Here is a 25,307-nt window from a genome sequence, read left to right on the forward strand (position 1 = left end):
GCAAGGGGTTTAGCGAGAGGCGTTGTAATAGGGAACGCCTAACTCGTCGGATTTATCGCTGCCGGCGCCCCGATGGTTAAAATCAAAGGGCGACTGGTTGGTGGCGGAAGGCAGGACCATCGCATCGCGGTCCGTTTTATGGCTCAGCGCGGTGTTTTGATCCGCCATGGCGCCAGCAGAGGCCAGCGCCAGCAAAAACAGAGTAGCGCTTGCAATACGTTTCATGATTTCCTCGGTTACGTCTTCTCAGACGGCGATGATAAAACCGGCAGGCTCACGCCTGTCGCTGTTAATGATTTAGCGGATGCAGATACTTCGCTTCGCCCGGCATGTTAGTCACACGATACTTATGCGGCGGCACGGAGAAATAGTTTTTGAACGTCCGGGTCAGCGTCTGCTGCGACTCAAACCCATAGCGTTCCGCCAGATAGAGTATCGGCTCGTTGCTCTGCTTAAGCTTACGGGCGATTTCCGTCAGTTTGCGGTTACGAATGTACTGACCGAGCGAATGGCCGGTCTCTTTCTTGAACATTCTTTGCAGGTGCCATTTGGAATAGCCGGATCGCTGGGAGACTTTCTCCAGCGACAGCGGGGTTTCCAGATTCTCTTCGATCCAGTCCAAAATGCTATGAATAGTAATGGCATCATTATTGCGTCTGGACATCGTCATACCTCTTTTTTGTTAAGGCAGTACCTTTTTGAGCAGGTATTCAAGGGTTGCCACTTCTTCTGCCGTCAGGTTTTTTGTTAATTCTTGATGCAGGTTAAGCCCAACCAGCTGATGACAGGTTTCGCACAGCGATGCGCCTTCCGGCGTAAGCTTAATCAGCACGCCGCGCTTGTCATTGGGGTTGGGCAGGCGCTCTATCCAGCCCTTGCACGCCAGACGATCCAGCATGCGGGTGAGCGCCCCTAAGTCCACGGATAAGACTTTTTTCAGCTCTACCGGCGTGATGCAGACTTCGCAGCGAATGGAGCACAACACTTTAAATTGCGTCGCGGTCACATCCAGCGGAGAGAGATAATCGTTGAGCAAGCGATCCTTCTTCTGGTTCACCATGTGAATCAGACGCCCAAGAGGGATAATGTCGTTAAACAGATCGCTGGTGTTTTTCACGATAGTTGCTCAGGCAAGTAGATTAGTCACGGCAGATATTATTGCCCAGGCAAGCATAAGTCAAACGAATGAATTTACCGATCACACGATCTGTTAAAACGACTCATTTTGTCGCCATTTTGCTGCTGCGTGCGGGTGAAAAATGAGGCTTACTCACTGAAATGAACGGCTTTAATGGGTTTGCCGTATCGTTGTGATAGGTTTAAGCAGTGAATTTCTCTGTAAAGCCAGACGGGTGAAACCGGGGCGCTGCCTGCGGTGGCTTCGCCTGCTGACGACACCGCACAAAAAGAAGAGGAGAGTAACCATGGTGGATTTATTTAAGGCGCTCGGGCTTGGGCTGGTGGTGCTTCTGCCGCTGGCGAACCCGCTGACGACGGTCGCGCTTTTCCTTGGGCTTGCAGGCAACATGAGCCGTGAAGAGCGCAACCGTGAAGCGAAGATGGCCTCGGTCTATGTATTCATCATAATGATGGTTGCATGGTATGCCGGCCAGCTGGTCATGGACACGTTCGGCATTTCCATTCCGGGGCTGCGTATCGCCGGCGGGTTGATTGTGGCGTTTATCGGCTTTCGCATGCTCTTTCCGCCGCAGAAAGGGCACCACGCGCCGGAAGTGCAGAGCAAATCGGAAGAGCTGGCGCGGGAGCCTGAAGCGAGCATCGCGTTTGTGCCGCTGGCGATGCCGAGCACCGCAGGCCCTGGCACCATCGCCATGATAATCAGCTCCGCCTCCACCGTGCGCCACGGCGAAGGGTTTCCCGCCTGGGTGATTAGCGTCGCGCCGCCGCTGATTTTCCTCGTGGTGAGCCTCATTTTGTGGATCTGCCTGCGCAGCTCCGGCGGCGTGATGCGGCTGGTGGGCAAGGGCGGCATCGAGGCTATCTCAAGGCTGATGGGGTTTCTGCTGGTCTGCATGGGCGTGCAGTTCATCATTAACGGCGTGCTGGAGCTTATCTCCACGTATCATTAAGGAGCAAGGATGCGAAGCCTAATCCTGGCTTTTCTCGCGGGGTGTCAGCAGCGGAGCGCGCCGCTGGATTGGCGATAACCTGGATAAATGCTTTACCCATCCCACCTGCCGCGTTACCTGCTACGGCGCGCCGCGCCCGGCAAGTGGCGGGCGTGTCACGCGTGGGGGATACCGCGCGAGGGAGGGAAATTCACGCCCGCCCGACAGGGAACCCGTGGTTCCGCTGGCAGGAGGGCGTGATAAACGAGCCCTTAAACGCGGGCTGATTCGCTCGCGCTGTGGCTGTGCGGAGGCTGTTCTTCAAGCACCACCGGCCAGCGGCGGAAAATCACCACGGCCCAGGCCAGCGCGGCCAGCGCCGGGATGGCGCCGATATAGCCCACGGAAGACATCGAGAGATGCAGGCTCACCTGGTTGCCCACCAGCGCGCCTGCGCCAATGCCGATGTTAAAGATGCCGGAGAAGAGCGCCATCGCCACGTCGGTGGCGTCCGGCGCCAGCGCCAGCACTTTCACCTGCATGCCAAGGCCTATCAGCATAATGGCGATGCCCCAGAAGACGCTCAGCACCGTCAGGTTCACCGCGCTGGTGGCCGCAGGCAGCAGCAACAGCAGGCAGATAACCAGCACGCCGATGGCGCTGCTGATAAGCGTGGAGGCATGCAGGTTGCCGAGCTTGCTGAAGATCAGGCTGCCGATAATCCCCGCGCTGCCGAGCACCAGCAGCAGGAAGGTGGCGAAGTTTTCGCTCAGGCCGGCAATGTTCTGCACAAACGGCTCAATGTAGCTGTAGGCGGTGAAATGCGCCGTCACCACCACCGCCGTCAGCACATAGATGCACAGCAGCGCCGGGCGGCGGAACAGCACCGGCAGGCTTTTCAGCGAGCCGGAATGTTCGCTCGGCATCTTCGGCAACAGCTTCATCAGGCAGACCATGGTGACGAGGGCGCCAAGGCCGATGGCGAAGAAGGTAGTGCGCCAGCCAAAGTACTGCCCGATGATGCGCCCGATAGGCAGCCCGAGCACCGAGGCGAGCGCCGTGCCGGTGGCTATCAGGCTCAGCGCCTGGGCGCGTTTGCCCGGCGGCGCCAGGCGGATAGCGAGCGACGCGGTTATCGACCAGAAAATAGCGTGCGCGAAGGCGATGCCGACGCGGCTTATCACCAGCACCGTGAAGTTCCAGGCGAGGAACGACAGCAGGTGGCTTGCGACAAAGACCGCAAACAGCGCAATCAGCAGCTTGCGACGCTCAACCTGGCTTGTCAGCAGCATAAATGGCAGCGACATCAGCGCCACCACCCACGCATAGATGGTCAACATGATGCCCGCCTGGGCGGATTCCATGCCGAAGCTGTGCGCGATGTCTGAAAGCAGACCGACCGGCACAAATTCGGTGGTGTTGAAAATAAAAGCCGCGACAGCGAGCGTAACCACGCGCAGCCACGCGGTTTTGCGTGAAACGGTGTTGTTCATCGTCATAGGAAATATCGCGCTGGTTGAAGTTAACAAAGAAGAGAGGGCGATCTTAAAACCTTCACGGCGGGCAGTACAATATTTTTGTGATATAGATCGCAATTTTTTACCGCAGACGAAGCGGCGCGGGACGGAGCTTCACAGCAAAATGCCCGGCTAAAAGAATTTTTTGCCTCGCCTGTTGCGGCATGTCATGTTCAGAGGGCAAACAGAATAACAACAGGAGACGACGATGCAGGCTATCGACTTTTATATGGTGGATGCGTTCAGCCAGAAAACCTTCGGCGGCAACGCGGCGGCGGTATGCCCGCTGGTGGAATGGTTGCCGGACGCCACGCTGCTGGCGATGGCGAAACAGCATAACCAGTCGGAAACCGCGTTTTTTGTGCGGACCGACAGCGGCTTTGAGCTGCGCTGGTTTACCACGCAGTATGAAATTAACCTGTGCGGCCATGCCACGCTTGCCGCCGCGCACGTTATTTTTGAATACCTTGACTACCCGCACACCGAAATTCGTTTTTCCACGCGCTTTGTCGGCGAGCTGAGAGTGACGCGCAATGGCGAATGGCTGACGCTCGACTTTCCCGCCTGGGAGACAAAGCCCGTCGCCGCGCCGCCGCCGTTGCTGCTTGAGTGTCTCGGCATTAACGAGTATGAAGAAGTGCGTCTGGGGCGCGACTATCTGGTGGTGCTGAAAGATGAGGCGCAGGTGCGTAACCTGCGCCCGGATATTCACGCCATGCTGCCGCTTGAAAAAATGGTCTGCGTCACCGCGCCTGGCGAACAGTACGATTTCGTCAGCCGTTTCTTCTGCCCGGGAGAGGCGGTGGCGGAAGACCCGGTGACCGGCTCCGCTCACAGCATGCTTATTCCGTACTGGGGCGACAAGCTTGGCAAAACCACAATGCTCGCGAAGCAGGTCTCTGCGCGGGGCGGCGAGCTGCGCTGCCAGTGGAATGGCGACCGCGTGCTGATTGGCGGCCAGGCGGCGACCTATCTTATCGGCAAGGTGATGCTGCGCTAATAAAACCGCCCCGCAACCCGGCGGGGCGTTTTCTTACGGCAGGCGGGCGATATTCGCCTTAATGACCTCCACTGAATGGCGAAACTTCTCTTCTTCGTCCGGCGCGAGCTTCAGTTCAATGATCTGCTGCACGCCGCTTTGCGCCAGCACGGCGGGCACACCCGTCGCCACCTCATCCACGCCATACTCCCCCTGCAACACGCAAGAGACCGCCAGCGCCCGGTGGCTGCCGGTAAAGATATTGCGGCAGATTTCCGCAATGGTGCCGGCGATGCCGAACTCGGTGCAGCCTTTGCGGGCGTAAATCTCAAAGCCCTTGCGGCGCACATAATCCGCAAGCGCCGCTTTATCCAGCGCCTTGCCGGTTTTGCGCTGGTAGACATCGGCTATCGGCGAACCATAAACAGAAGAGTGGCTCCAGACCGGGAACTGCGTGTCGCCATGCTCGCCCAGGATAAAGGCGTCGATGGACTGCGGGCCGATATCCAGCGCCTCGGCAAGGGTGCGGCGCAGGCGGGTGGTGTCGAGCCAGACGCCGGTGCCCAGCACCTGGCCGCGCGGCAGCCCGGAGAGCTTCCAGACCTGCCAGGTAATAATGTCGCAGGGATTGGTGGCGATGAGAAAGATGCCGTTAAAGCCGTTCGCCATCATCGTCGGCACGATGTTTTTAATAATGCGCGCCGTGTTGGTCAGCTCGTCCAGGCGCGTCTGGCCCGGCTTCAGCGGGCCGCCGGAGACGGTGAGCACCGCAATATCCACATCCTCGCAGTCGCTCGCTTCGCGGGTGGAGACGGTTATCATGCCCGGCATGTAGGCTGCGGCATCGCTTAAGTCCTGGCGATGACCTTCAACACGTTCTTTATCCAGGTCCACCAGGATAAGCTCCTCGCAAATTGTCTGGTTGAGCAAGGCCCAGGCCGCGGCGGTGCCGACATTGCCGGCGCCGATAATCATCACCTTACGGGGTTTTGTGTTCATGATGCTTCCTGATTGAAGGGGGATTACCGGCAAGATTACCCTTAACGTCGGCGCGGGAAAAACGCTGATTGCGCCTTTAAGGCAAAGATAAGAAAACGCTATGGTCCAGGGCTTGCTGCAAAGAGGGAAGGGTTCGTAATCTGCTGAAAAAACTAGAAAGGTGATCGTATGTACCGCATTATTCCTGCAAAAGTGACCCAGTCTGAAAGCCAGGCGCTTATCGCCGCCCTGGACGCCTGGCAGACCGAGCTTTACCCGGCGGAAAGCAACCATCTGACCGACCTTAGCGACGCGCAGGGGCTTATCTTCAAGCTCATCCGCGGACCGCAGGACGAAGCGGTGGGCTGCGGCGCGGTGTTAGTCTCTGGCGAAGGGTTCGGCGAGATTAAGCGGGTTTATATCGATCCTCGCCATCGCGGGCAGCGGCTGGGCGAAAGGCTGCTGGCGTCCCTTGAGCAGGCCGCCGCCGCTCAGGGCTGCCATACGCTGCGTCTGGAAACGGGCATCAAGCAGCCCGCCGCTATTACGCTCTATCGCCGCTGCGGCTATGAGCTTACCGAGGCGTTCGCGCCTTATCAGCCCGACCCCCTGAGCCTGTTTATGCGCAAAGCGCTCACTCGCAGCGCGGCAGCAGCTCAGTAAACGCCTCCAGCTGGCGGGTTTTCGCGCCGCGCCGCCAGATAAGCCAGGTGTTGATCCAGCGCCACTTTTCGCCAAGCGGCCACGCCTGCACCTGGTGGCTGCCTGGCATGCTTTCAAGCATCCGTTTAGGCATCATCGCCAGACCCGCGCCGGCAATCACGCAGGCGAGCATGCCGTGGTAAGACTCCATCTCATGAATTTTGCCCGGCATGGCGTGGTCCGCCTGGAACCAGCTTTCGAAATGGCGGCGATAGGAGCAGTTAGCGCGAAACGCGTAAATGCTCGCGCCGTTTACCTGCTGCGCGCGGCGGATTTCCTCATGCCCGGCGTGGGCGACAATCATCATCTCTTCCCGGTAGACCGGCATCCCTTCGAGGCTCGGGTGCGCCACCGGGCCATCGACAAACGCGGCGCTCAGGGTGCCTTCCAGCACGCCGTCAATCATGGTGCCGGAGGGGCCGGTGGCAAGGTCGAACTGGATCTTCGGGTAGCGCTGGTTAAACATCGCCAGCACGTCGGGAATACGCACCGCGGCGGTGCTCTCAAGCGACCCCAGTGAGAAAATGCCCTGCGGCTCATCGCCCGACACTACTTCGCGCGCTTCCGCCACCAGCTCGAGAATGCGTTTGCTGTAGGCGAGAAAACTGTGCCCGGCAGGCGCAAGGCGCAGGCGCTGGTTCTCGCGGATAAACAGCTCGACGCCCAAATCTTCTTCCAGCTGGCGAATGCGGGTGGTGAGGTTAGAGGGCACGCGATGCACCCGCTGCGCGGCGGCGGTAATGCTGCCCGTTTCGGCGACCGCATTGAACATCTCAAGTTGCGTCAGGTCCATGGTATTCTCGTTTAGTGAAAGGAGTCGTCAATATTATTCACTTTTCAGAAATAACGGAAGTGGTCAGGATATAACCACACTGATGATAAAAACGAGGTTCCTATGACCATTTCACCTGCAACCCATGCGATTTCTGTTAACCCGGCGACCGGCGAAACCCTGGCGGCTTATCCGTTCGCCACTGCCGAACATGTTGAGCACGCCATCGCCCGCGTGGCGGACGCCGGGCGCTACTGGCGCACCGTGAGCGTGGAACACCGTGCGCAAAAGCTGCGGGACCTTGGCGCCGCGCTGCGGGCTCGCGCTGAAGAGATGGCGCAGATGATCACCGCCGAGATGGGCAAACCCATCGCCCAGGCGCGCGGCGAAGTGGCGAAATCCGCAGGCCTTTGCGACTGGTACGCTGAGCACGGCCCGGCGATGCTGACCACCGAGCCGACCCTGGTTGAGAACAACAACGCGGTAATTGAATACCGGCCGCTCGGCCCGGTGCTGGCGGTGATGCCGTGGAACTTCCCGCTGTGGCAGGTTATGCGCGGCGCGGTGCCGATTATTCTCGCGGGCAACACCTATCTGCTGAAGCACGCGCCGAACGTGATGGGCTGCGCGGCGTTGATTGGCGAGATTTTCGAAGACGCCGGTCTGCCGGATGGCGTGTTCGACTATGTGAACGCAACTAACGAAGGCGTCAGCGCGGTTATTAAAGACAGCCGCATTGCGGCGGTGACGGTAACGGGCAGCGTACGCGCCGGTGCGGCGATTGGCGCGCAGGCGGGCGCGTCGCTGAAAAAATGCGTGCTGGAACTGGGCGGCTCCGACCCGTTTATCGTGCTCAACGATGCCGATCTGGATGAGGCGGTGAAAGCCGCCGTGGCGGGGCGTTACCAGAACACCGGACAGGTGTGCGCTGCGGCCAAGCGGTTCATTGTTGAAGCGGGCATTGCCGACGCCTTCACGGAAAAATTTGTCGCGGCCGCGCAGGCGCTGGCGATGGGCAATCCAACGGATGAGAAGACCTATCTTGGCCCGATGGCGCGCTTCGATTTGCGCGACGAGCTGGATAGCCAGGTGCAGGCAACGCTGAAAGAGGGCGCCACGCTGCTGCTCGGCGGCGAAAAAGTGGCTGGCGCGGGCAACTACTACGCGCCGACCGTGCTCGCGAACGTCACGCCGGAGATGACGGCCTTCCGTCAGGAAATGTTTGGCCCGGTAGCGGCTATCACCATCGCGCGCGATGCAGAGCATGCGCTGGCGTTGGCTAACGACAGCGATTTCGGGCTTTCCGCCACGATTTACACCGCGGATGAAGCCAACGCGCAGGCGCTGGCGGCAAGGCTTGAGTGCGGCGGGGTGTTTATTAATGGCTACAGCGCCAGCGACGCCCGCGTGGCCTTCGGCGGCGTGAAGAAGAGCGGTTTTGGCCGCGAGCTTTCGCACTTCGGTTTGCACGAGTTTTGTAATGTGCAGACGGTGTGGAAGGATCGTCGCTAGGGGAGCGGTTTTCTTCGTTCCTGAGGGGAGTTAGGCGCGGGCGCTGAGCCTTACTCTCTTAGGGTATATGCATGGGCGGTTAAGGATGTATGCACGGGCAGTGAACGGTTACGTTCGCCAGAGCGTTGTCTTTATATGTCATCTCCCCTCACGCGAACGTGCCAGGGGGCTTCGCCGCCAGCCCCCTGGCGACCCCGGCTCCCGGCTCGCAAAATCGCCCGCTAGAGCGGGAAACCTCATCTTTTCCCCGCTGGCTTCGGGTCGGGCATGACGGCACGTCCCTGTGCCGACATGCCCTCGCACCGGGTCCGACCGGTGCGCCCCGGCCACCGTGAAAAAGTTGAGGCGATTTTGAGGCCGGATTCAAACCCTCCGCTGCGGGATTTTTATTTTGGTTACAGGAGATGCTTCGCTTTAACGGCCGGGGTACGGCCGCGCCGTCATTTCCCCTCACCCCGGCCCTCTCCCCGAGGGGGAGGGAGAAAACCGGAGAGCGGCGCGGCGCTTGCTTACACTGCGAACCACCAAAACGTGTCCTGCCTTACTGCGACACCACCACGACTGTTTTAATCAACCTGTCAGCGATGACATTTATCCGGCCTCAAAATCGCCTTCCGGGCGGGCAGATGGCCGGGGCTGGCCGTCGGGAACGGCCAGAGGCGGGTCGGCACAGGGATGTGCCGTCCTGCCGACCCGAAGCCAGATGACAGACCGGAAGGTCTGCCCCGAAGGGGTCGATTTTGCGTGCCGGGAGCCGGGATTGTTAAGGGGGCGGCGGCGAGCCCCCTTAACACGTTCGCGTGAGAGGAGATGACATATGGAAACAACACTCCGGCGAACGTAACTTTTCACTGCCCATTGAATATATCCCAAGAGAGTAAGGCTCAGCGCCCGCGCCTCTCATCCCAACCCAGCGGGGCGAGGGGGGGGAACCTATGGGCTGGCTTTGAGCCCCTGGCACGTTCGCGTGAAGGGAGGACACAGATAAAACCCTCGCTCCGGCGAACGTAACCTTTCACTGCCCATCGAATATATCCCGAGAGAGTAAGGCTCAGCGCCCGCGCCTCTCACCCCAACCCAGCGGGGCGAGGGGGGGATAGCGTCCTGTCGCCGCAGACCCGCATTACGGCCGCGCCGTTCATTCCCCTTTGTCATATTCCCGCCATATTTCTGTCATCCGTGCTTTGTAGACTCGCCCCGGTTGAGGCTGTTTACTGAAGAAAAACATGAACCTAAGTAAAATTTATTCCGCTTTGCGTCGGCGCCTGCTGCAAAAGCAGTTTGGCCTGCTGGCGGGCATCCTTTGCGTTATCGCGCTTTTCTCCGCACTGCAAATTCTCTCCACCGTGATGCTCTCCTCTCTGCTGCGCGACACCCAGCACAGCGTGCAAAGCCGCGAGCAACAGCAACAGCGGCAGCTCAATATGGACGAAGCGCGCGTGACGCTGCTGATGGCGAGCGACCTGCTTAACCGCGCAGGCATCTATTTTATGCAGGATAAGGAAACCGGCTCGGTGGGAAGCTGGAACAGCTTGATGGATGAGGCCCAGGCGGCGCTGAAACGTTCGCACCAGGCGTTTGAGCGCTACAGCTCGCTTTCTGCGGATAAAAACGACCCGCTGAAAGGCAGCTACCAGAACTTTTACGGCGCGCTGAAAGAGCAGGCGGATGGGCTTGTGAAAACCAACAGCATCGACGCCTTCTTCGCGGTGCCGGTGCAGGCCTTTCAGGCGGAGTTCAATGATAATTTCGCCAGCTGGCAGAAGGGCAACCAGCAGCGCGCCGATGCCGACAGCCGGGCGCTGATGGCGGGGCTTTCCCGCGCGCAAACGCTGTTTATCGGCGCGCTGGCGGTGCTGCTGATTATCGCCGTCGCGGTCTGGCGCGGCGTAGCGCGCTGGGTCATTACGCCGCTGCGTCGGCTTATCAACCATATTAATGTGCTCGCCGCCGGGGATCTTTCCGTTACGCCGGAGCCGCAAAGGCAGGTGAATCGGGAGGTGGATGAGCTGACCCGCAGCATCGGGGCGATGCAGAGCGGGTTACAGCAGTTAGTCAATGAGGTGCGCGACGCCACCGGCGCGATGGTCGCCAATATCAACCGTCTGGCGCAGGGCAACGAACAGCTCTCAAGCCAGTCTGATTTGCAGGCGAATGAGCTGCGTAAAGTCACCTCGCATATCGAAACCCTGGAAGCGCACGTAGGCGAAAACAGCGAATACGCCAAAGCGGCCAACCAGCGAGCCGACGAGGCGCGGGAGATAGCCGCAGGCGGCGACCAGATGATGCAGACCGTAAATCACTCGATGCAGGATATTGTCTCCCGATCAGCGGAAATGCGCGGCATCGTGGCGCTTATCGATAGCGTTGCCTTCCAGACAAACATACTCGCGCTTAACGCCGCCATTGAAGCGGCGCATGCGGGCAACCACGGGCGCGGCTTTGCGGTGGTGGCGAAAGAGGTGGGGCTGCTGGCGCGCAAGAGCAGCCAGTCCACGCATACCATTCAGCAGCTGATTCACCATTCGCTTTCCGGCATTGAGGAGGGGTCGCAGGCGGTGGCGCGGCTGGAAGAGAACCTGCGGCAGGTAATGGCGCTGGTGAGCCATCTCACGGGGCTGCTCAGCGAAATCTCTCACGCTACGGTCAGCCAGGGGGAGAGCATTCATCTGGTGACGCGCCGCATCGGCGCGCTCAACCAGGTGGCGGAACAGACCGGCGCGCTGGTCCAGCAAACCGCCCGCGCTTCACTGCGGCTCAGTAAGGAATCGCAGCGGCTCACCGACGCGGTGGCGCGCTTTCGCCTGCCAGCCTGACGGCGTATACTCCCGGACCGGTTTTCCTTACGCTCCGGGAGTCTGTTGTGGCGTTAATGCTTGATGATGCTTTGCTGAGTTCCATTCTCGACGAGGTGCGGCCGCTGGCGCGCCTGGGAAAGGTGGCGGACTATATTCCCGCGCTGGCTGAAGTCGCAGGCGATAAGCTTGGCATTGCGGTATGTACGGTGGACGGGGATTGCTTCGCCGCAGGGGACGCCCATGAACGCTTCTCCATCCAGTCTGTCTCTAAAGTCTTAAGCCTGGTGCTGGCGATGGGCCGCTATGACGAGGCGGAGATCTGGCAGCGCGTGGGCAAAGATCCCTCCGGGCAACCCTTTAACTCGCTGGTGCAGCTTGAGCTTGAGCAGGGGAAACCGCGCAACCCCTTCATCAACGCTGGCGCCCTGGTGATTTGCGATATGCTGCAAACCCGCCTGAGCGCGCCGAGGCAGCGCATGCTGGAGTGGGTGCGCCAGCTCTCCGGGGTGGAGGATATCAGCTACGATACTCGCGTAGCGCGATCTGAATTCGAGCACGCCGCCCGCAATGCCGCTATCGCCTGGCTGATGAAATCTTTTGGCAACTTCCATAACGATGTCACCACCGTTCTGCAAAACTACTTTCATTACTGCGCGCTGAAAATGAGCTGCGCGGAGCTGGCGAAGACGTTTCTGTTTCTGGCGCGGCAAGGGCGCGCGCCGCATCTGGCGGAACCGGTGATTTCTCCCTTGCAAACGCGGCAGGTCAATGCCCTGATGGCGACCAGCGGCATGTATGAAAACGCCGGCGAGTTTGCCTGGCGGGTGGGGATGCCCGGGAAGTCGGGGGTGGGCGGCGGTATTGTGGCGGTGGTGCCGCACGAGATGTCGATAGCCGTCTGGAGCCCGGCGCTGGATAATGCCGGCAATTCGCTTGCGGGCGTGGCGGCGCTGGAGATTCTGGCGCAGAAGATTGGCCGCTCGGTTTATTAGTCGTTTTACGCTTTGCAGCGTCGCAGCAGGGCGGGCCAGCGTCGCCCGCCAGAAGCCAGAGACAGTCCGCAACGCTGTAAACCATCAACACAGGTAAGACGTATGCAACCTACCGATGACCTTTTAGCCCGGCTTAAACGCTCCACGTTCCGCAGCCGCTTTCATCTGGGGCCTAAGGAGCGGCAGTATTGCCTGGATAAGGGGCCGGAGACGATAGACAGCCATGCGGCGGATTTTATCGCCAGAAGGCTGGCGCCTGCCGAGCCGAAGAATGACGGCAAACAGACGCCGATGCGCGGCCACCCGGTCTTTATCGCCCAGCACGCCACGGCCACCTGCTGTCGGGGGTGCCTTGCTAAATGGCACGCGATTCCCGCAGGCGTTGCGCTTACTGCAGAGCAGCAGGCTTATGTGGTTGCGGTCATTCATCGCTGGCTGGTGGCGGAGATGAATCCGCCGCGTTAAGTGAAATGTCCATTTATGAACACCGGATAAATTCGTGTTAAGCTGAGGACACTTTTTGTCACGCCGAACATTGCCGCAGGTAATGTCAGTTTTAAGCGAATCGTTATGGCTAACCCGGCAACGCTGTTCTGTTTCCGCGAAGATAAGACGCTCTCCAATGCGCTGGGCGTTTTTATTCTTACCACGATTTTTTATACGTTCGGCGCCTCCCTGCGGCTGGTGGACGAGCTGTCGCTGTTCTGGCCGCTGAACGGGATAATGGCGGGCGTCTTTGCCCGACACGCCTTTCTCAACAAACCGCTCTATTACGCTATCTGCTATGTGGCGATGCTCGCCTGGGACGCGGTGACCACGACCTGGGGAGTGGCGTCGCTGGTCATTAACCTGTCGAACCTGATTTTTATCGTCACCGTGGCGATGCTGGTGCTGCGCGATAAATCGCGTCGGCCGCCGTTGCCCCAGGCGATGTTCGCGCTGCGGCTTTTTGGCTACTGCCTGATAGCCGCGCTGCTTTGCGCGCTGTGCGGCGCGGTCGGTTCGGTCGGCATCGATAAAAGGCAGCTTATGCCGCTTTACGCCGACTGGTTCAGCGAACAGTTCTCAACGGGCGTACTGCTGGTGCCCTGGGTTTTAACGCTTAGCTGGCCGCGCGTCCGCCATTGGCCGGCGAAAGACGATCTCTGGCCCCTGCTGGCGGTGATTGTCGCGCTGGGCGTTTCGGTGCTGGTAGGCGGGGCGGGAAGCCTTGCCTTTCCGCTGATTGGGCTTATCTGGTGCGCCCTGCGCTATTCATTCTCAACCAGCGCTTTTATTACCTTTTGCACCGGGGCGATGGAAATTGTGCTGGTGGCCTATGGCGTTATTGATATGAATGTTGTCTCGCCGCTCGGCACAAACCAGATGTTTTCCACACGCCTTGGCATCGCCACGCTTGCGATATGTCCGCTCATCGTGGGCGCAAGCGTCGCGGCGCTGAATGCGGTGATGCAACAGGTCTCGCGCAGAGCAGATTACGATCATCTCACCGGCGTCTATTCCCGCTCCGGGCTTTATGAGGCGCTAAGCCAGGGGCCGCGCGCGCCGTCCCCGCTTTGCGTTCTGCTCATTGATATCGACTATTTCAAAAGCATTAATGACAACTACGGCCACGAGTGCGGCGACGCGGCGCTGGCCAATTTTGGCGAACGGTTGCGGGCGCTAGTGGGCATGAATGGCATGGCGGCGAGAATGGGCGGCGAAGAGTTTGTGGTGATCCGCTCCGGCATCGCTTTTAGCGAGGGGCTGCGCTTTGCCGAAATGCTGCGCACCACGCTCGCCGCTGAGCCGTTTCACTGGCAGGGGCAGCAGCTACATCTTACGGTCAGTATCGGGATGGGGTTTGACGAGGCGCCGGTAACGGCGATGCGGGAGACCTTCGATACGCTGATGCGTGAAGCGGATAGCTTTCTCTACCAGTCCAAACGCGCCGGACGTAACCGCACCTCCTGCCGGGCGTATGGCGAAGCGGAGCAATCAGGAGAGGCTATTCGGGCCGACAGGTGAGATTGTCGCGCGCGTTTTCACTACCAATTCCAGGGGGTTTTAGCGCGTTGTTTTCATAAAGCAAGCTATTCATTAAAAAGGCTGATTAAATCCCTTGCTACTCATTTTAGTGGTTTATAAGATGGCGGGGTTTTATCACCGGAAATTCTGAATGAGACGCTTACCTGAGCAGCTGAAAAGTAGCCAACCTCTGACTGGCCTCAGGTTTGCCAGGCGTATGTATTTAATGCGCATGTTGGGCACCTTGCTTTGCTTTTCGCCTATCCTCTCTGTTTTGCTTGAACAGCAGCGCTCGCCGGTGTGGCTGTTGTTGCTTAGCGCCAACGCCTTTGTCTGGCCGACGGTCGCTTTTCTTCGCGCCCGCCGCGCCGTTACCCCAAAGAAGCGAGAGCATCGGCATCTGGTGCTGGATGCCGCCGCAGGCGGGTTCTGGATAGCCACCATTGCGCTCTGTTCGTTGCCAAGCGTGGTTATCGCCACCATTCTGGTATGCGACCGCCTTTCCGCTGGCGGCATAAAGCTAATGCGTAAAGCGCTGCTGGCCATGACGGCGGCGTTTCTCGTGACCTGGCTTGCCCAGGGAATGCCGTTTCGCCCGCAAGTGAGCGTCACGACCCTTTACGCCACGCTGCCGCTTATCGCTATCTATATTCTGGCGTTGAGCTTGCTGACCAACGCCATATCTCGTCAGCTTAGCCGCAAAACCCGCGAGCTTGAACGCATCGCCATGACCGATCCTTTTCTCGATATCGCTAACCGCAGACTGCTGGAGCTGCGTATTCACAATGAGCTGAGTAAGCTCACTGATAGCTGTCATAAATCCGCGCTGATGTTTATTGATATCGATAATTTTAAAGAGGCAAACGATCGCTTCGGCCATAAGGCGGGCGATACGCTGCTGGTGGCGGTTTCCGATATCCTGCGTTACGTCACGCGCGATAACGGCACGCCCGCGCGGCTTGGCGGCGACGAGTTTGTGGTGTTGCTGCCCAATACCTCCGCCGAGGAGGCCAGCGCCATCGCCCGGACGATTATGGATCGGGCGGCCCAGGTGCGCGTTTTTCCGGATAACGCGCTGAACTGTACGCTCAGTATCGGCATCGCCTGCGCCACCGCCCAGATGGCCTCGGTAACGGACTGGCTGAAAGCGGCTGATGACGCGCTCTATAATGCAAAACGAGAGGGGAAAAACCGGATCTTTGCGTGTTGACGGCGCGGCGGGGCTACCAACTGGACTCCGTTACGCTATGCTCTAATTGTGACTTGCCATACAGGTAGTGTGATGAAAATAGTCGAAACCCCGCCCAATGAAACCGAGCGCCTCGCCTCGCTGAAAGCGTCTGGCTTGCTGGATACCGGCCCCGCCGAGCGTTTTGATCGTCTGACGCGCCTTGCTAAACACCTTTTTGACGTTCCGGTCGCGCAACTGAGCCTGGTGGATGAAAACCGGCTCTGGCTCAAATCCTGCGACGGGCTGGACGCCTCGCAAAGGGAGATGCCTCGCGCAACCTCTTTTTGCACCCATACCTTATTACAGGAAGCGCCGCTGATTATCCGCGATACCCATGACGATACGCGGTTTCAGACCCTTCCGCTGGTGGTGAATGCGCCGCACATCCGCTTTTACGTCGGTTACCCGGTGAAGCTGCCCGATGGGTCTCAGGCGGGGGCGTTTTGCCTGATGGATACCGAGCCGCGCGACTTTACCGACGAACAGCTGACGCTGCTGGGCGATTTCGCCGCCATTGTGGAAGATGAGTTTGCGCTGCTTAATACGGCGACTCACGATGAACTGACGGGCCTGCTGAATACCCGCGGCTTCCATGCGCTGGCGGATTATGCGCTTTCTGCCCATCGCCGCCGCGGCGAATCGATGACGCTTGGTTTTATTACGCTGGATAATTTCCCGCAAATCACCGAGAGCCTCGGCGTAGAAGAGGGAGAGCGTGCGCTGCGCGATCTCACCAGCATGCTGAAGGGTGCATTTCGCGGCAGCGATCTGCTCGCGCGGCTCGATCATAACGAGTTTGCCATCCTGTTTGGCGATACCGATGAGAAGGGCGCGTGGATAGCGATGCAGTATCTGGCGGAGCTGGTGGAGCAGTTCAACAGCCGTCGCCAGAAGGGCTGGATACTGGCTGTCTCCTGGGGCGTCGCCCAGTATGACGAAGAACGCGGGTCGCTGGCGCAGCTTATTGCGCACGCGGATAAGCGAACATACGCCATTAAGCCTCCCAAAGGGCATTGATTATTCAGCGGCGGGTCATCAGTTTTTCCTCTGACCCGCCGCGTTGTGTTATTTCTTTGTTACATTCATGATATTTCCTTCTGTCATATAACGACTTAAGGAAAGATCAGATGACGTTTCCCTTTCGAGTTTCTCTCCTGAGCGCAGCCTCGCTCGCCAGCCGCATTGATGAACTGGCGGAGGTGCTGGTGGATTGCGTGCAGGGCGGCGCGTCGGTCAGCTTTATGCTGCCGTTTTCGCATGACGACGCGCGGGATTTCTGGCATGGCGTGGCGCAAAGCGCGGCGCGGGAAGAGCGTATCGTTTTCGTTGCTGAAAACGACGCGGGGCGGATTGTCGGCACCGTTCAGCTTATTACCGCGCAGCCGGACAATCAGCCGCACCGCGCAGACGTGGCGAAGCTACTGGTGCACCGGCAAGCGCGGCGCGGCGGCGCGGCCCGCGAGCTAATGGGGTTACTGGAAACCGAGGCGCGCAAACGCGGCAAAAACGTGCTGGTTCTGGATACCGCGACGGGCAGCGACGCTGAGCGTTTTTATCTACGCCATGAATGGCAGCGAGTAGGGGAAATCCCCCGTTACGCGCTGAATCCGGACGGCAGTTATTGCGCGACTACATACTTTTTTAAGCAACTATAAAATTTTTTAATAAATCGGCCCAAATTGATCAAAACGGGGTTTCATAAAAAAAGTTTCTGCTACGGTGAACAGGCAGTGCGAAAACAGGTTGTCTGATAAAAATCCACCAAGGAACTTATTGTGAACACATTGAATCGTCGTGATTTTCCCGGGGCCAGCTTTCCCGATCGCATTATCCAGTTTGGTGAAGGAAACTTCCTGCGTGCTTTTGTCGACTGGCAGATCGATCTGCTCAATGAACATACGGACCTTAACGCCGGCGTGGTTGTGGTTCGCCCCATCGACAGTATGTTCCCGCCATCGCTCAGCACCCAGGACGGGCTGTACACCACTATCATTCGTGGCCTGAATGAAAAAGGGGAAGCGGTGAGCGACGCGCGGCTAATCCGTTCAGTTAACCGTGAAATCAGCGTTTACGCGCAATACGATGAGTTCCTGAAGCTGGCGCATAACCCGGATATCCGCTTTGTTTTCTCCAACACCACTGAAGCGGGCATTAGCTTCCACGCCGGGGATAAGTTTGAGGACGCGCCGGCGGTAAGCTACCCGGCGAAGCTGACTCGCCTGCTGTTTGAACGCTATACCCATTTTAACGGCGCGCAGGATAAAGGCTGGGTACTGATCCCCTGCGAGCTGATTGACTACAACGGCGACGCGCTGCGTGAGCTGGTTTTGCGTTACGCGCAGGAATGGGCGCTGCCGCAGGCGTTTGTTGCATGGCTCAACAGCGCCAACACCTTCTGCTCAACGCTGGTTGACCGCATCGTTACCGGTTATCCGCGTGACGAAGTGGCGGAGCTGGAAGCAAAGCTCGGCTACCATGACGCTTTCCTGGACACCGCCGAGCATTTCTATCTGTTTGTGATTCAGGGGCCGCAGTGGCTGGCGCAGGAGTTACGTCTCGATAAGCTGGCGCTGAATGTGCTTATCGTCGATGACATCAAACCTTACAAAGCGCGTAAAGTGGCCATTCTGAACGGCGCGCATACGGCTCTGGTGCCGGTCGCCTTCCAGGCGGGCCTGAATACCGTGGGCGAGGCGATGGATGACGCGCAGGTTTGCGCTTTCGTAGAAAAAGCAATCCATGAGGAGATAATCCCGGTGCTGGATTTGCCGCGCGACGAGCTGGAGTCCTTCGCAAGCGCAGTGGTAAGCCGCTTTCGCAACCCTTACATCAAACACCAACTGCTCTCTATCGCCCTTAACGGCATGACCAAGTTCCGCACCCGCATTTTGCCGCAGCTGCTGGCAGGGCAGGAGGCCCGCGGCAAGCTGCCAGCGCGCCTGACTTTCGCGCTGGCGTCGCTGATTGCTTTCTATCGTGGCGAGCGCAACGGCGAAAATTACCCGCTGCAGGATGACGCGCACTGGCTTGAGCGTTATCAGCAGTTATGGGCGAAGCAGCGCGACCAGCAAATCAGCGTACGTGAACTGGTTGAGACCGTACTGGCTGACGCTGAACACTGGGAGCAGGACCTGACCCAGGTCAGCGGTCTGGTCGAGCAGGTCACCGCGGATTTAACCGCTATTCTCGAAAAAGGGATGCGCGAGGCGGTTAAACCGCTCTGCTAATGGCGCAGTGTTATCACCAGGCCCGGCCTTGCGCCGGGTTTTTTATGGTTATTATCCTCCTTTAGTTACAACATACATTTTATGCTGAATTATTACGATAACTCGGCGTCAGTTTAATCATTGCCATACAGGACGAAAATGGCGGAGCCTCGCGAGGGTAATCGTCCCTGGCGCAGGTTAGCGACGCGCTCGCGCCATCGCTCCAGGCCGTCTCGCTATTATTCGCTTCACATTTCGAGCCGATACCACAAGGGGCGACATACGGTCTACCTCGCATAAGCGGAACCAAACTCTTTTGCTCTTGCTGAAGTTTTCTACACTGAAAGCGCGACAATAAAAAACTCGCCATCAGGAGCTCTACATGTCTTATAAGCTTTCTCGTCTTTCACGTCAGGTTGGCTTTGCGCTGGGCATTGTGTGCGCCTGTGGCGCGCAGGCGGCGGAATTCAGCAGCCTTTATGTCTTTGGCGACAGCCTCAGCGATACCGGCAACAACGGTCGCTATACCTGGGACAGCGCGCAAAACGCAATTTACGATGAAATCCTGGCCCGCGATTATGGCCTGACGCTCGCGCCTTCCAGCACCGGAGGGTTTAATTACGCCGCCGGCAGCGCGATGGCGATACCCGAGATAAACCCGCAGGCGAATACGCAGGAACAGGTGCAGAGCTATCTCGCTCGGGTCAACGGCGTGGCGCAGGGCAGCGGTCTTTATATTCACTGGGTAGGCGGAAACGATTTGGGCATCGCCGCGATCAATCCGTTGCAGGCGACGGCTATTGTCACCAACAGCGCCCAGGCGGCGGCGGGGCAGGTGCGAACGCTGCTTAACGCTGGCGCCGGGACGGTTGTTGTCCCGACGGTGCCGGATGTCAGCGCGACGCCCACCATGATGGAGTCGGTTATTGTGTTAGGGCTTGCGCCTGTAGCCGTCAGCGCATTGCAGGCGGCGTATGCGTCGCTCAACAGCGTGCAGACGCCGGGTCTCGCGGCGCGCCAGCAGGCCATTCACCAGGCGCTGTACGCCGCCGCTTCCGCCGCCAGCCCCATCCCGGCGATTCAGCAGGCGATTGGCGCTCAGCTGGTTACAGCCTATGACACGCTGGCCGCCCAGGTTTCGCAGTTAACGACGCTGTACAACATGACCGAGGAGCAGTCGCTGGCGCAGCAGGGAGGCAATATCGTCCGGGCGGATATTAACGGTATTTTTAAGGAGATCCTCGCCAACCCGGCGCCGTTCGGCATTACCAATACCGCAGGAATGGCGTGTCCGCCCGGGCTTTCCGCCGCGGACTGCACGTCACAAAGTCCCGGCTTCAATGCAAGCCAGGCGTGGCTGTTTGCCGATCACCTTCACCCCTCGCCAGCGGTCCATGCGTTAATCGCCGACTATATTCAGTCGATTATTGCGGCGCCCGCGCAGGTTTCCACCTTAAACAAAGGGACGCTGGCCGCCGTGCAGGACAGCCGGGCCACGCTCGACAGCCGTTACAACCAGCTGCGCAATGGGCCAAAAGAAGTGGGCAACGTTGGGGTGTTTGGCGGCTACAGCGGCCAATACCGGGAATATTCAGATAACGCCTCCGGCGGGGATGGGCGCGCCAATACCAATAACCTGACTATTGGCGTTGATTATCAGCTGACAGAGAACTGGCTGGTTGGCGGCCTGATTGCCGGTTCGCTTGATAAGCACTATCCGACTGACAATTTCCAGTACGATGCCGACGCCTTCCAGGTGGGGCTGTTCAGCGCGCTGGAGTACGGTCCCGCCTGGCTTAGCGCCGACGTGCATTACTTAACGGCGGATTATAATGACATCCAGCGCCAGGTTGAGCTTGGCCCGCTGACGCGCACTGAGAAGGGCGACACCAGCGCGACCCTCTGGGGCGCGCGCCTGACGGCCGGATTCAACATTCCCGTGACGCCCGAAATAACCACCGGGCCGACGCTGCAATACGCCTGGGACTACAGCCATGTCGATGGTTATCGCGAGCAGGGCGACGACAGCACGGCGATGCGCTATCGCGATCAGAATTATCATTCGCAGATTGGCAGCGCAGGCTGGCGCATCGATGGCCGCTTCGGCGTGGTGAAGCCCTGGGCCGAGGTGAATTATCGCCACCAGTTTGGTGATGATGTCTGGGTGGGTCAGGGCGGACTGAAAAATACCTCGCTGACCTTTAGCCGCGACGGCGCGAAAGAGGATACCAACTGGGTGGATACCACGATTGGCGCCAGCCTGCCGCTGAGCGAACAAGTCTCCGCATTCGCCGCGGTGTCGCAAACGGGCGGCTTAAGCAGCGGCGAGCAGACGCGCTATAACCTCGGTATTAGCGCCTCGTTTTAATAAAAAAGGGCTGGCGGCATCAGCCACCAGCCCTTCATGCGTTATCGCTTAATTATGGCTCGCCATACAGACTGATTAACCGGCGCGTAACGCCGTTGGTCCAGCCAAAACCGTCCTGCAGCGGATACTCGCCGCCGCCGCCCGGCTTGGGCGCATAATCAGCGATGTGGTATTTCTCGATAAGCTTGTTCTCTTCCATGTAGACGCGCTTCACAGTGCGCATCCAGTTATGGGCGATGATATCGGCCAGCGAATCTTCGCCATAGGTTTTCAGCCCCTGGATGGCCATCCACTGCAAGGGCGCCCAGCCGTTGGGTTTATCCCACTGCTGCTCGCTCTCGACATCCGTCGCCAGAATGCCGCCCGGAGTGAGCAGCCGTTCACGGACGTTCACGGCGATTTTCTGCGCCTGTTCATGCGTCGCCATGCCGACATACAGCGGCACCACGCAGGCGGCGGAGAAAGAGGCCAGGCATTCCCGACGCCAGTCATAATCGCGGAACGTGCCGGAGGTTTCGTCCCACAGGTAGCGGTTCATCGCCGCGCGACGGGCGAACGCTTTTTCCCGGAACTGCGCCGCAAGCGCCGCATCTTTTTTCAACCCGGCGATGTTGGAAATCGCCGTCTCGAGCTTATAGAGAAACGCATTGAGATCCACCGGGATAAACTGCGTCGTGCGGATGCTCGCCAGACGGTCCGCGTCACGCAACCAGCGGGTAGAGTAGTCCCAGCCGGAAGCCGCGCCAGCGCGCAGGTCGCGATACACCTCGCTTGCCGGTCGGCCCGAAAGCTTGGCGGTTTCCACATCCTCATACCAGGACTCATCACGCGGCGTGTCGCGGTCGTCCCAGTAGCGGTTAAGCAACGCGCCGTCGGGCATTCTCACCGCATGACGGTAAGCCTGGTTCATATCCAGACTCTCAGCGCCGTCCATCCAGAAGGCGTATTCCATCAGCAGGTGATCAAGATAACGGCGTGCGCCGCGAACGCCGTCTTCTTCAAACAGCTCCACCATCAACGCAAAGACAGGCGGCTGCGAGCGGCTCAGATAATAGGTCCGGTTGCCGTTAGGGATGTGACCGTAATTTTCAATCATCCACGCGAAGTTATCCGCCATGCAGCGCAGCAGATCGTTGCGGCCGCTTTCGGCAAGCCCCAGCATGGTGTAATACGAATCCCAATAGTAGGTTTCGCGAAATCGTCCCCCCGGAACAATGTAAGCCTGCGGCAACGGCAGCAGTGAAGAGAACTCAATATGCTCCTGCGGCTCGCGGGTCAGCACCGGCCAGAGGCTGTCGATATGATCCTTCAGGCTACGGTTCGGGTCGGCGACATATTCTTTGCTGTAATCCTTCGGCAGCCAGAAGTGATCGTGCACGAAGGCTTTCAAGTCGAAACCCGGGTAGCGTTTAGCCCGGCGATAGTTCAGCAGGATCGCCAACGGCGTCATTTTCGGCGCGCAGTCAGGAAAGGTTTTGCTGTCCGGAAAAATTCGCGCCGACTGGACATGTTCGAAAAGCTCCAGGTAGCGATCGGCCGGGGTCAGCGCATCGGAAGCAGGCATACCCTCGATGATTTCGGGCAGCGGTTCCGCTTCGACCATCTCATCCAGCTTGAGCTCACAAGGATCGAGCTCATACCGAACTTCTTCGTCGTAAGCTTCTGATTCCGGTACTGTGAGTCGAGATGTCTGATTAAGCATACTAATAAAAACCTCCAGAGTCGCCTTTGGTTAAAGCGTTACTCTTTAGTCTAGCAAAATGGGTTCGTCGGGCCGGGAAGCGGCAAGAATTCAGGGCGCTAAAGCCGAAATTACTGGTGCGTCATAAATAAAAAAGGGCCGCAATTCAGTACCTTCCGCCACTTTTTCTCTGCGTGGGGAAATAATCTGATAATCGACCCTGGCTCACCCGGCCGCTCGCACGGGCGTTTCAAGTAAGGTGATAATTGTAACGCCGTTGCCTGGTGGAAAATCAAGCAACTTTTTCTACAAACACTTATAAATTCGTAAAATTAGTTCGATGACCGGAAACATAAAGTTACGGGAAAACAAGCGTCAGGGGCGTTAGCAGCAGAAATCGCCAACAGAAACAGGCAGTTCCTTTCTATACTTGGCAACAGATTTCACCGCATTGGGGATATCACGCTTAGGAGGTAAAAATGAGTCACCTGTTTTCCGAAGGCCGCCTCGGTGAGCTGACACTATCTAACCGCATTATTATCGCGCCGATGTGCCAGTATTCCGCAACGAACGGCGCGCCATCAGACTGGCATAGCGTCCACCTGGGCACGCTGTCGCAGTCTGGCGCGGGGCTGCTGATTGTCGAAGCGACCTCCGTCACGCCGGAAGGGCGTATCTCCCCCGGGGATTTGGGGATCTGGAGCGACGAGCTCGGCGATGCCCTGCAAAAAGAAGTAGAAAAGATTCGCCACTGGTCGCCCATCAAGCTTGGCATTCAGTTAGGCCATGCCGGGCGCAAGGCGTCAGTCAGCGCGCCCTGGCAGGGCGGCAAATCGCTTTCCGACAGCGAAGGCGGCTGGGAAACCATCGCGCCCTCTGCGCTGGCCTTCGGTCAGGACAGAACGCCGAAAGCCATGACCGCGCAAGATATCGTCCACATCAGGCAGGCGTTTGTCGACGGCGCGCGGCGCGCGCAAAAAGCGGGGTTTGATCTTATCGAACTGCACGCCGCGCACGGCTATTTGCTGCACCAGTTCCTTTCTCCGCTCGCCAACCAGCGCACCGATGAATATGGCGGCAGCCTTGAAAACCGCCTGCGCCTGGTGCTTGAGATTTTCGATGACGTAAAAAATGCGGTCTCGCTGCCGGTGGGCGTGCGCATCTCCGCTACCGACTGGGCGGAAGGGGGCTGGGATATTGAAGGCTCCATTCAGCTGGCAAAAGCGCTTGAATCGCGCGGCTGCGCCTATATTCACGTCTCCACCGGCGGCCTGACGCCTGCGCAGAAGATCCCGGTCAGCCCGAACTACCAGGTGCCTTTCGCGCAGCAGATCCAACATCAGGTGTCTATTCCGACGATAGCAGTAGGGCTTATCACCGAGCCGGAACAGGCGGAGGCGATTATCGCTACCGGCCAGGCGGAGTTTATCGCGCTGGCGCGCGGCATTCTCTTTAACCCTCGCTGGCCGTGGCACGCTGCGGCGAAGCTTGGCAGCAAGATTGCCGTGGCGCCGCAGTACCAGCGCAGCGAGCCGCATCACCTTCGCGGACTATTCTCAGTCTGAGCCGCAAGCCGGTAAGAGACTGAATTCTTTTCTATACTGAAAACTTTGCAGTTAACAGAGAGGAGAAAACGATGACCATTCATAAGAAAGGCCAGGCGCACTGGGAAGGCGATATCAAACGCGGCAAAGGCACCGTTTCTACCGAGAGCGGCGCGCTTAAGCAGCAGCCTTATGGCTTTAACACCCGCTTTGAAGGCGCGCCGGGCACCAACCCGGAAGAGCTTATCGGCGCGGCGCACGCCGCCTGCTTCTCCATGGCGCTGTCGCTGATGCTGGGTGAAGAGGGTCATACCCCTGAAAGCATCGATACCACAGCCGATGTTTCGCTGGATAAAGTTGAAGGCGGGTTCGCCATTACCAAAATCGCCCTGAACAGCACGGTGAAACTGCCGGGCATCGAAGAGGCGGCTTTTGACAAAATTATCCAGAAAGCGAAAGCGGGCTGCCCGGTTTCCCAGGTGCTGAAAGCGGAAATCACGCTCGATTACCAGCTCAACTGAGTATTTCCGCAGCGCAAAAGGCTCGTCGCAAGACGGGCCTTTTCTTTTTCCTGCGCAAACAGGCGACGTAAAGCCAAAAAACGCTTATGGTGTGGGCAAAATTTTCAGGCTGAGGGATGACCTTCACATGCATGCATCAAAAGATCCGCTCCATGGCGTAACGCTGGAAGCGCTGGTTACCGCGTTAGTTAACCGCTATGGCTGGGAGGAGCTGGCCCGGCGCATCAACATCAACTGTTTTAAAACCGACCCGAGCGTGAAATCGAGCCTGAAGTTTTTGCGACGCACGCCCTGGGCGCGAAAAGAGGTGGAAGCGCTCTACCTTGATTCGTTAAACGAGCAGGACGACCCGCCGCCCGCAGAGGGTCCCTGGAGCAACTGGCGAAGCAAGAAGGGCGACGAATAACAAAAAAGCCTCGCGTTTAACCGC

The 25,307-nt window shown here is 58.6% G+C and carries 23 protein-coding genes; 16 read left to right on the plus strand and 7 right to left on the minus strand.

The window, feature by feature from the left end; genetic code table 11:
* Window positions 1-9 precede the first annotated feature (9 nt).
* The 3 genes from marB to marR all read right to left on the minus strand — a co-directional run bounded on the left by marB (window position 10) and on the right by marR (window position 1,117).
* A complete protein-coding gene (gene marB / locus ACU4F7_RS10915; RefSeq protein WP_024558375.1) occupies window positions 10-225 on the minus strand; it encodes a multiple antibiotic resistance protein MarB in 216 nt (71 codons plus the stop codon).
* Between the two features lie 64 nt (window positions 226-289).
* The gene (gene marA / locus ACU4F7_RS10920) at window positions 290-664 is read right to left on the minus strand and encodes an MDR efflux pump AcrAB transcriptional activator MarA (protein WP_024555053.1); all 375 of its coding nucleotides are present in this window, start codon (window positions 662-664) and stop codon (window positions 290-292) included.
* Window positions 665-682: 18 nt separating this feature from the next.
* Complete coding sequence (marR, locus tag ACU4F7_RS10925) at window positions 683-1,117, minus strand: multiple antibiotic resistance transcriptional regulator MarR (RefSeq protein ID WP_024558376.1); 435 nt, start codon at window positions 1,115-1,117, stop codon at window positions 683-685.
* A gap of 307 nt (window positions 1,118-1,424) precedes the next feature.
* Here marR and ACU4F7_RS10930 point away from each other — a divergent pair, with 307 nt between their 5' ends.
* Entirely contained in the window at window positions 1,425-2,090 is a 666-nt protein-coding gene (locus tag ACU4F7_RS10930; protein WP_029592935.1) for a MarC family NAAT transporter, read from the plus strand.
* Between the two features lie 251 nt (window positions 2,091-2,341).
* Here ACU4F7_RS10930 and ACU4F7_RS10935 read toward each other — a convergent pair whose 3' ends face one another.
* Window positions 2,342-3,568 (minus strand): sugar transporter, encoded by a 1,227-nt coding sequence (locus tag ACU4F7_RS10935; RefSeq protein ID WP_481638655.1) that lies wholly within the window; start codon window positions 3,566-3,568, stop codon window positions 2,342-2,344.
* A gap of 226 nt (window positions 3,569-3,794) precedes the next feature.
* Here ACU4F7_RS10935 and ACU4F7_RS10940 point away from each other — a divergent pair, with 226 nt between their 5' ends.
* On the plus strand, window positions 3,795-4,586 hold the full coding sequence (locus ACU4F7_RS10940) for a PhzF family phenazine biosynthesis protein (RefSeq protein WP_481638656.1): 792 nt from the start codon (window positions 3,795-3,797) through the stop codon (window positions 4,584-4,586).
* A 33-nt stretch (window positions 4,587-4,619) separates the two neighbouring features.
* Here the strand turns inward: ACU4F7_RS10940 and ACU4F7_RS10945 are convergent, their stop codons facing one another.
* Window positions 4,620-5,564 carry an L-lactate dehydrogenase gene (locus ACU4F7_RS10945; RefSeq protein ID WP_029592938.1) on the minus strand — a complete coding sequence of 315 codons (945 nt, stop codon included), beginning with the start codon at window positions 5,562-5,564 and terminating at the stop codon, window positions 4,620-4,622.
* A gap of 168 nt (window positions 5,565-5,732) precedes the next feature.
* Here ACU4F7_RS10945 and ACU4F7_RS10950 point away from each other — a divergent pair, with 168 nt between their 5' ends.
* Complete coding sequence (locus ACU4F7_RS10950; RefSeq protein ID WP_481638657.1) at window positions 5,733-6,206, plus strand: GNAT family N-acetyltransferase; 474 nt, start codon at window positions 5,733-5,735, stop codon at window positions 6,204-6,206.
* On the opposite strand, the gene ptrR is transcribed toward ACU4F7_RS10950, so the two are convergent.
* Complete coding sequence (ptrR, locus tag ACU4F7_RS10955) at window positions 6,178-7,038, minus strand: putrescine utilization regulator PtrR (RefSeq protein WP_029592940.1); 861 nt, start codon at window positions 7,036-7,038, stop codon at window positions 6,178-6,180. The two genes, ACU4F7_RS10950 and ptrR, sit on opposite strands and share 29 nt — an antisense overlap.
* Window positions 7,039-7,140: 102 nt before the next feature.
* Here ptrR and sad point away from each other — a divergent pair, with 102 nt between their 5' ends.
* From sad to ACU4F7_RS11005, 10 genes are all read left to right on the plus strand, one after another.
* Window positions 7,141-8,529, plus strand: a complete 1,389-nt coding sequence (gene sad, locus ACU4F7_RS10960) for a succinate-semialdehyde dehydrogenase (protein WP_029592941.1) — start codon at window positions 7,141-7,143, stop codon at window positions 8,527-8,529.
* A gap of 1,226 nt (window positions 8,530-9,755) precedes the next feature.
* On the plus strand, window positions 9,756-11,345 hold the full coding sequence (locus ACU4F7_RS10965) for a methyl-accepting chemotaxis protein (RefSeq protein ID WP_481638658.1): 1,590 nt from the start codon (window positions 9,756-9,758) through the stop codon (window positions 11,343-11,345).
* Window positions 11,346-11,401: 56 nt separating this feature from the next.
* Complete coding sequence (gene glsB, locus ACU4F7_RS10970; RefSeq protein ID WP_373289682.1) at window positions 11,402-12,319, plus strand: glutaminase B; 918 nt, start codon at window positions 11,402-11,404, stop codon at window positions 12,317-12,319.
* Between the two features lie 102 nt (window positions 12,320-12,421).
* Entirely contained in the window at window positions 12,422-12,784 is a 363-nt protein-coding gene (locus ACU4F7_RS10975) for a DUF4186 domain-containing protein (RefSeq protein WP_481638659.1), read from the plus strand.
* 105 nt (window positions 12,785-12,889) lie between these two features.
* Complete coding sequence (locus ACU4F7_RS10980) at window positions 12,890-14,326, plus strand: GGDEF domain-containing protein (protein ID WP_481638660.1); 1,437 nt, start codon at window positions 12,890-12,892, stop codon at window positions 14,324-14,326.
* 217 nt (window positions 14,327-14,543) lie between these two features.
* Window positions 14,544-15,536 (plus strand): diguanylate cyclase, encoded by a 993-nt coding sequence (locus tag ACU4F7_RS10985; RefSeq protein WP_481638661.1) that lies wholly within the window; start codon window positions 14,544-14,546, stop codon window positions 15,534-15,536.
* Between the two features lie 72 nt (window positions 15,537-15,608).
* The gene (locus tag ACU4F7_RS10990; RefSeq protein ID WP_481638662.1) at window positions 15,609-16,574 is read left to right on the plus strand and encodes a GGDEF domain-containing protein; all 966 of its coding nucleotides are present in this window, start codon (window positions 15,609-15,611) and stop codon (window positions 16,572-16,574) included.
* A gap of 110 nt (window positions 16,575-16,684) precedes the next feature.
* Window positions 16,685-17,212 (plus strand): GNAT family N-acetyltransferase, encoded by a 528-nt coding sequence (locus tag ACU4F7_RS10995; protein WP_029592974.1) that lies wholly within the window; start codon window positions 16,685-16,687, stop codon window positions 17,210-17,212.
* A gap of 120 nt (window positions 17,213-17,332) precedes the next feature.
* On the plus strand, window positions 17,333-18,784 hold the full coding sequence (locus tag ACU4F7_RS11000) for a tagaturonate reductase (RefSeq protein ID WP_481638663.1): 1,452 nt from the start codon (window positions 17,333-17,335) through the stop codon (window positions 18,782-18,784).
* A gap of 361 nt (window positions 18,785-19,145) precedes the next feature.
* Window positions 19,146-21,131 (plus strand): autotransporter outer membrane beta-barrel domain-containing protein, encoded by a 1,986-nt coding sequence (locus tag ACU4F7_RS11005; RefSeq protein ID WP_481638664.1) that lies wholly within the window; start codon window positions 19,146-19,148, stop codon window positions 21,129-21,131.
* Between the two features lie 52 nt (window positions 21,132-21,183).
* On the opposite strand, the gene ACU4F7_RS11010 is transcribed toward ACU4F7_RS11005, so the two are convergent.
* Window positions 21,184-22,833: an alpha,alpha-trehalase gene (locus ACU4F7_RS11010; RefSeq protein ID WP_029592977.1), complete on the minus strand. Its 1,650-nt coding sequence runs from the start codon at window positions 22,831-22,833 to the stop codon at window positions 21,184-21,186.
* 458 nt (window positions 22,834-23,291) lie between these two features.
* Here ACU4F7_RS11010 and ACU4F7_RS11015 point away from each other — a divergent pair, with 458 nt between their 5' ends.
* The 3 genes from ACU4F7_RS11015 to ACU4F7_RS11025 all read left to right on the plus strand — a co-directional run bounded on the left by ACU4F7_RS11015 (window position 23,292) and on the right by ACU4F7_RS11025 (window position 25,283).
* Window positions 23,292-24,377, plus strand: a complete 1,086-nt coding sequence (locus ACU4F7_RS11015) for an NADH:flavin oxidoreductase/NADH oxidase (RefSeq protein ID WP_481638665.1) — start codon at window positions 23,292-23,294, stop codon at window positions 24,375-24,377.
* 71 nt (window positions 24,378-24,448) lie between these two features.
* Window positions 24,449-24,877, plus strand: a complete 429-nt coding sequence (locus ACU4F7_RS11020; protein ID WP_029592979.1) for an OsmC family protein — start codon at window positions 24,449-24,451, stop codon at window positions 24,875-24,877.
* Window positions 24,878-25,004: 127 nt separating this feature from the next.
* The gene (locus tag ACU4F7_RS11025) at window positions 25,005-25,283 is read left to right on the plus strand and encodes a VF530 family protein (RefSeq protein WP_029592980.1); all 279 of its coding nucleotides are present in this window, start codon (window positions 25,005-25,007) and stop codon (window positions 25,281-25,283) included.
* The last annotated feature ends 24 nt before the right edge of the window (window positions 25,284-25,307 follow it).

It is taken from the genome of Franconibacter pulveris (genome assembly GCF_056780215.1).

What these genes read in the sequence shown, in the direction of transcription:
- glsB (WP_373289682.1), top strand. Translation starts at nt 11,402, where the DNA reads ATGCTTGATGATGCTTTGCTGAGTTCCATTCTCGACGAGGTGCGGCCG.
- ACU4F7_RS10985 (WP_481638661.1), top strand. Translation starts at nt 14,544, where the DNA reads ATGTATTTAATGCGCATGTTGGGCACCTTGCTTTGCTTTTCGCCTATC.
- ACU4F7_RS10945 (WP_029592938.1), bottom strand. Translation starts at nt 5,564, where the DNA reads ATGAACACAAAACCCCGTAAGGTGATGATTATCGGCGCCGGCAATGTC.
- marB (WP_024558375.1), bottom strand. Translation starts at nt 225, where the DNA reads ATGAAACGTATTGCAAGCGCTACTCTGTTTTTGCTGGCGCTGGCCTCT.
- ACU4F7_RS10950 (WP_481638657.1), top strand. Translation starts at nt 5,733, where the DNA reads ATGTACCGCATTATTCCTGCAAAAGTGACCCAGTCTGAAAGCCAGGCG.
- ACU4F7_RS10995 (WP_029592974.1), top strand. Translation starts at nt 16,685, where the DNA reads ATGACGTTTCCCTTTCGAGTTTCTCTCCTGAGCGCAGCCTCGCTCGCC.
- ACU4F7_RS10975 (WP_481638659.1), top strand. Translation starts at nt 12,422, where the DNA reads ATGCAACCTACCGATGACCTTTTAGCCCGGCTTAAACGCTCCACGTTC.
- ACU4F7_RS10930 (WP_029592935.1), top strand. Translation starts at nt 1,425, where the DNA reads ATGGTGGATTTATTTAAGGCGCTCGGGCTTGGGCTGGTGGTGCTTCTG.
- ACU4F7_RS11015 (WP_481638665.1), top strand. Translation starts at nt 23,292, where the DNA reads ATGAGTCACCTGTTTTCCGAAGGCCGCCTCGGTGAGCTGACACTATCT.
- marA (WP_024555053.1), bottom strand. Translation starts at nt 664, where the DNA reads ATGTCCAGACGCAATAATGATGCCATTACTATTCATAGCATTTTGGAC.
- ACU4F7_RS10980 (WP_481638660.1), top strand. Translation starts at nt 12,890, where the DNA reads ATGGCTAACCCGGCAACGCTGTTCTGTTTCCGCGAAGATAAGACGCTC.
- ACU4F7_RS10940 (WP_481638656.1), top strand. Translation starts at nt 3,795, where the DNA reads ATGCAGGCTATCGACTTTTATATGGTGGATGCGTTCAGCCAGAAAACC.
- ACU4F7_RS10935 (WP_481638655.1), bottom strand. Translation starts at nt 3,568, where the DNA reads ATGACGATGAACAACACCGTTTCACGCAAAACCGCGTGGCTGCGCGTG.
- sad (WP_029592941.1), top strand. Translation starts at nt 7,141, where the DNA reads ATGACCATTTCACCTGCAACCCATGCGATTTCTGTTAACCCGGCGACC.
- ACU4F7_RS11025 (WP_029592980.1), top strand. Translation starts at nt 25,005, where the DNA reads ATGCATGCATCAAAAGATCCGCTCCATGGCGTAACGCTGGAAGCGCTG.
- ACU4F7_RS11005 (WP_481638664.1), top strand. Translation starts at nt 19,146, where the DNA reads ATGTCTTATAAGCTTTCTCGTCTTTCACGTCAGGTTGGCTTTGCGCTG.
- ACU4F7_RS10965 (WP_481638658.1), top strand. Translation starts at nt 9,756, where the DNA reads ATGAACCTAAGTAAAATTTATTCCGCTTTGCGTCGGCGCCTGCTGCAA.
- ACU4F7_RS10990 (WP_481638662.1), top strand. Translation starts at nt 15,609, where the DNA reads ATGAAAATAGTCGAAACCCCGCCCAATGAAACCGAGCGCCTCGCCTCG.
- ptrR (WP_029592940.1), bottom strand. Translation starts at nt 7,038, where the DNA reads ATGGACCTGACGCAACTTGAGATGTTCAATGCGGTCGCCGAAACGGGC.
- ACU4F7_RS11010 (WP_029592977.1), bottom strand. Translation starts at nt 22,833, where the DNA reads ATGCTTAATCAGACATCTCGACTCACAGTACCGGAATCAGAAGCTTAC.
- ACU4F7_RS11020 (WP_029592979.1), top strand. Translation starts at nt 24,449, where the DNA reads ATGACCATTCATAAGAAAGGCCAGGCGCACTGGGAAGGCGATATCAAA.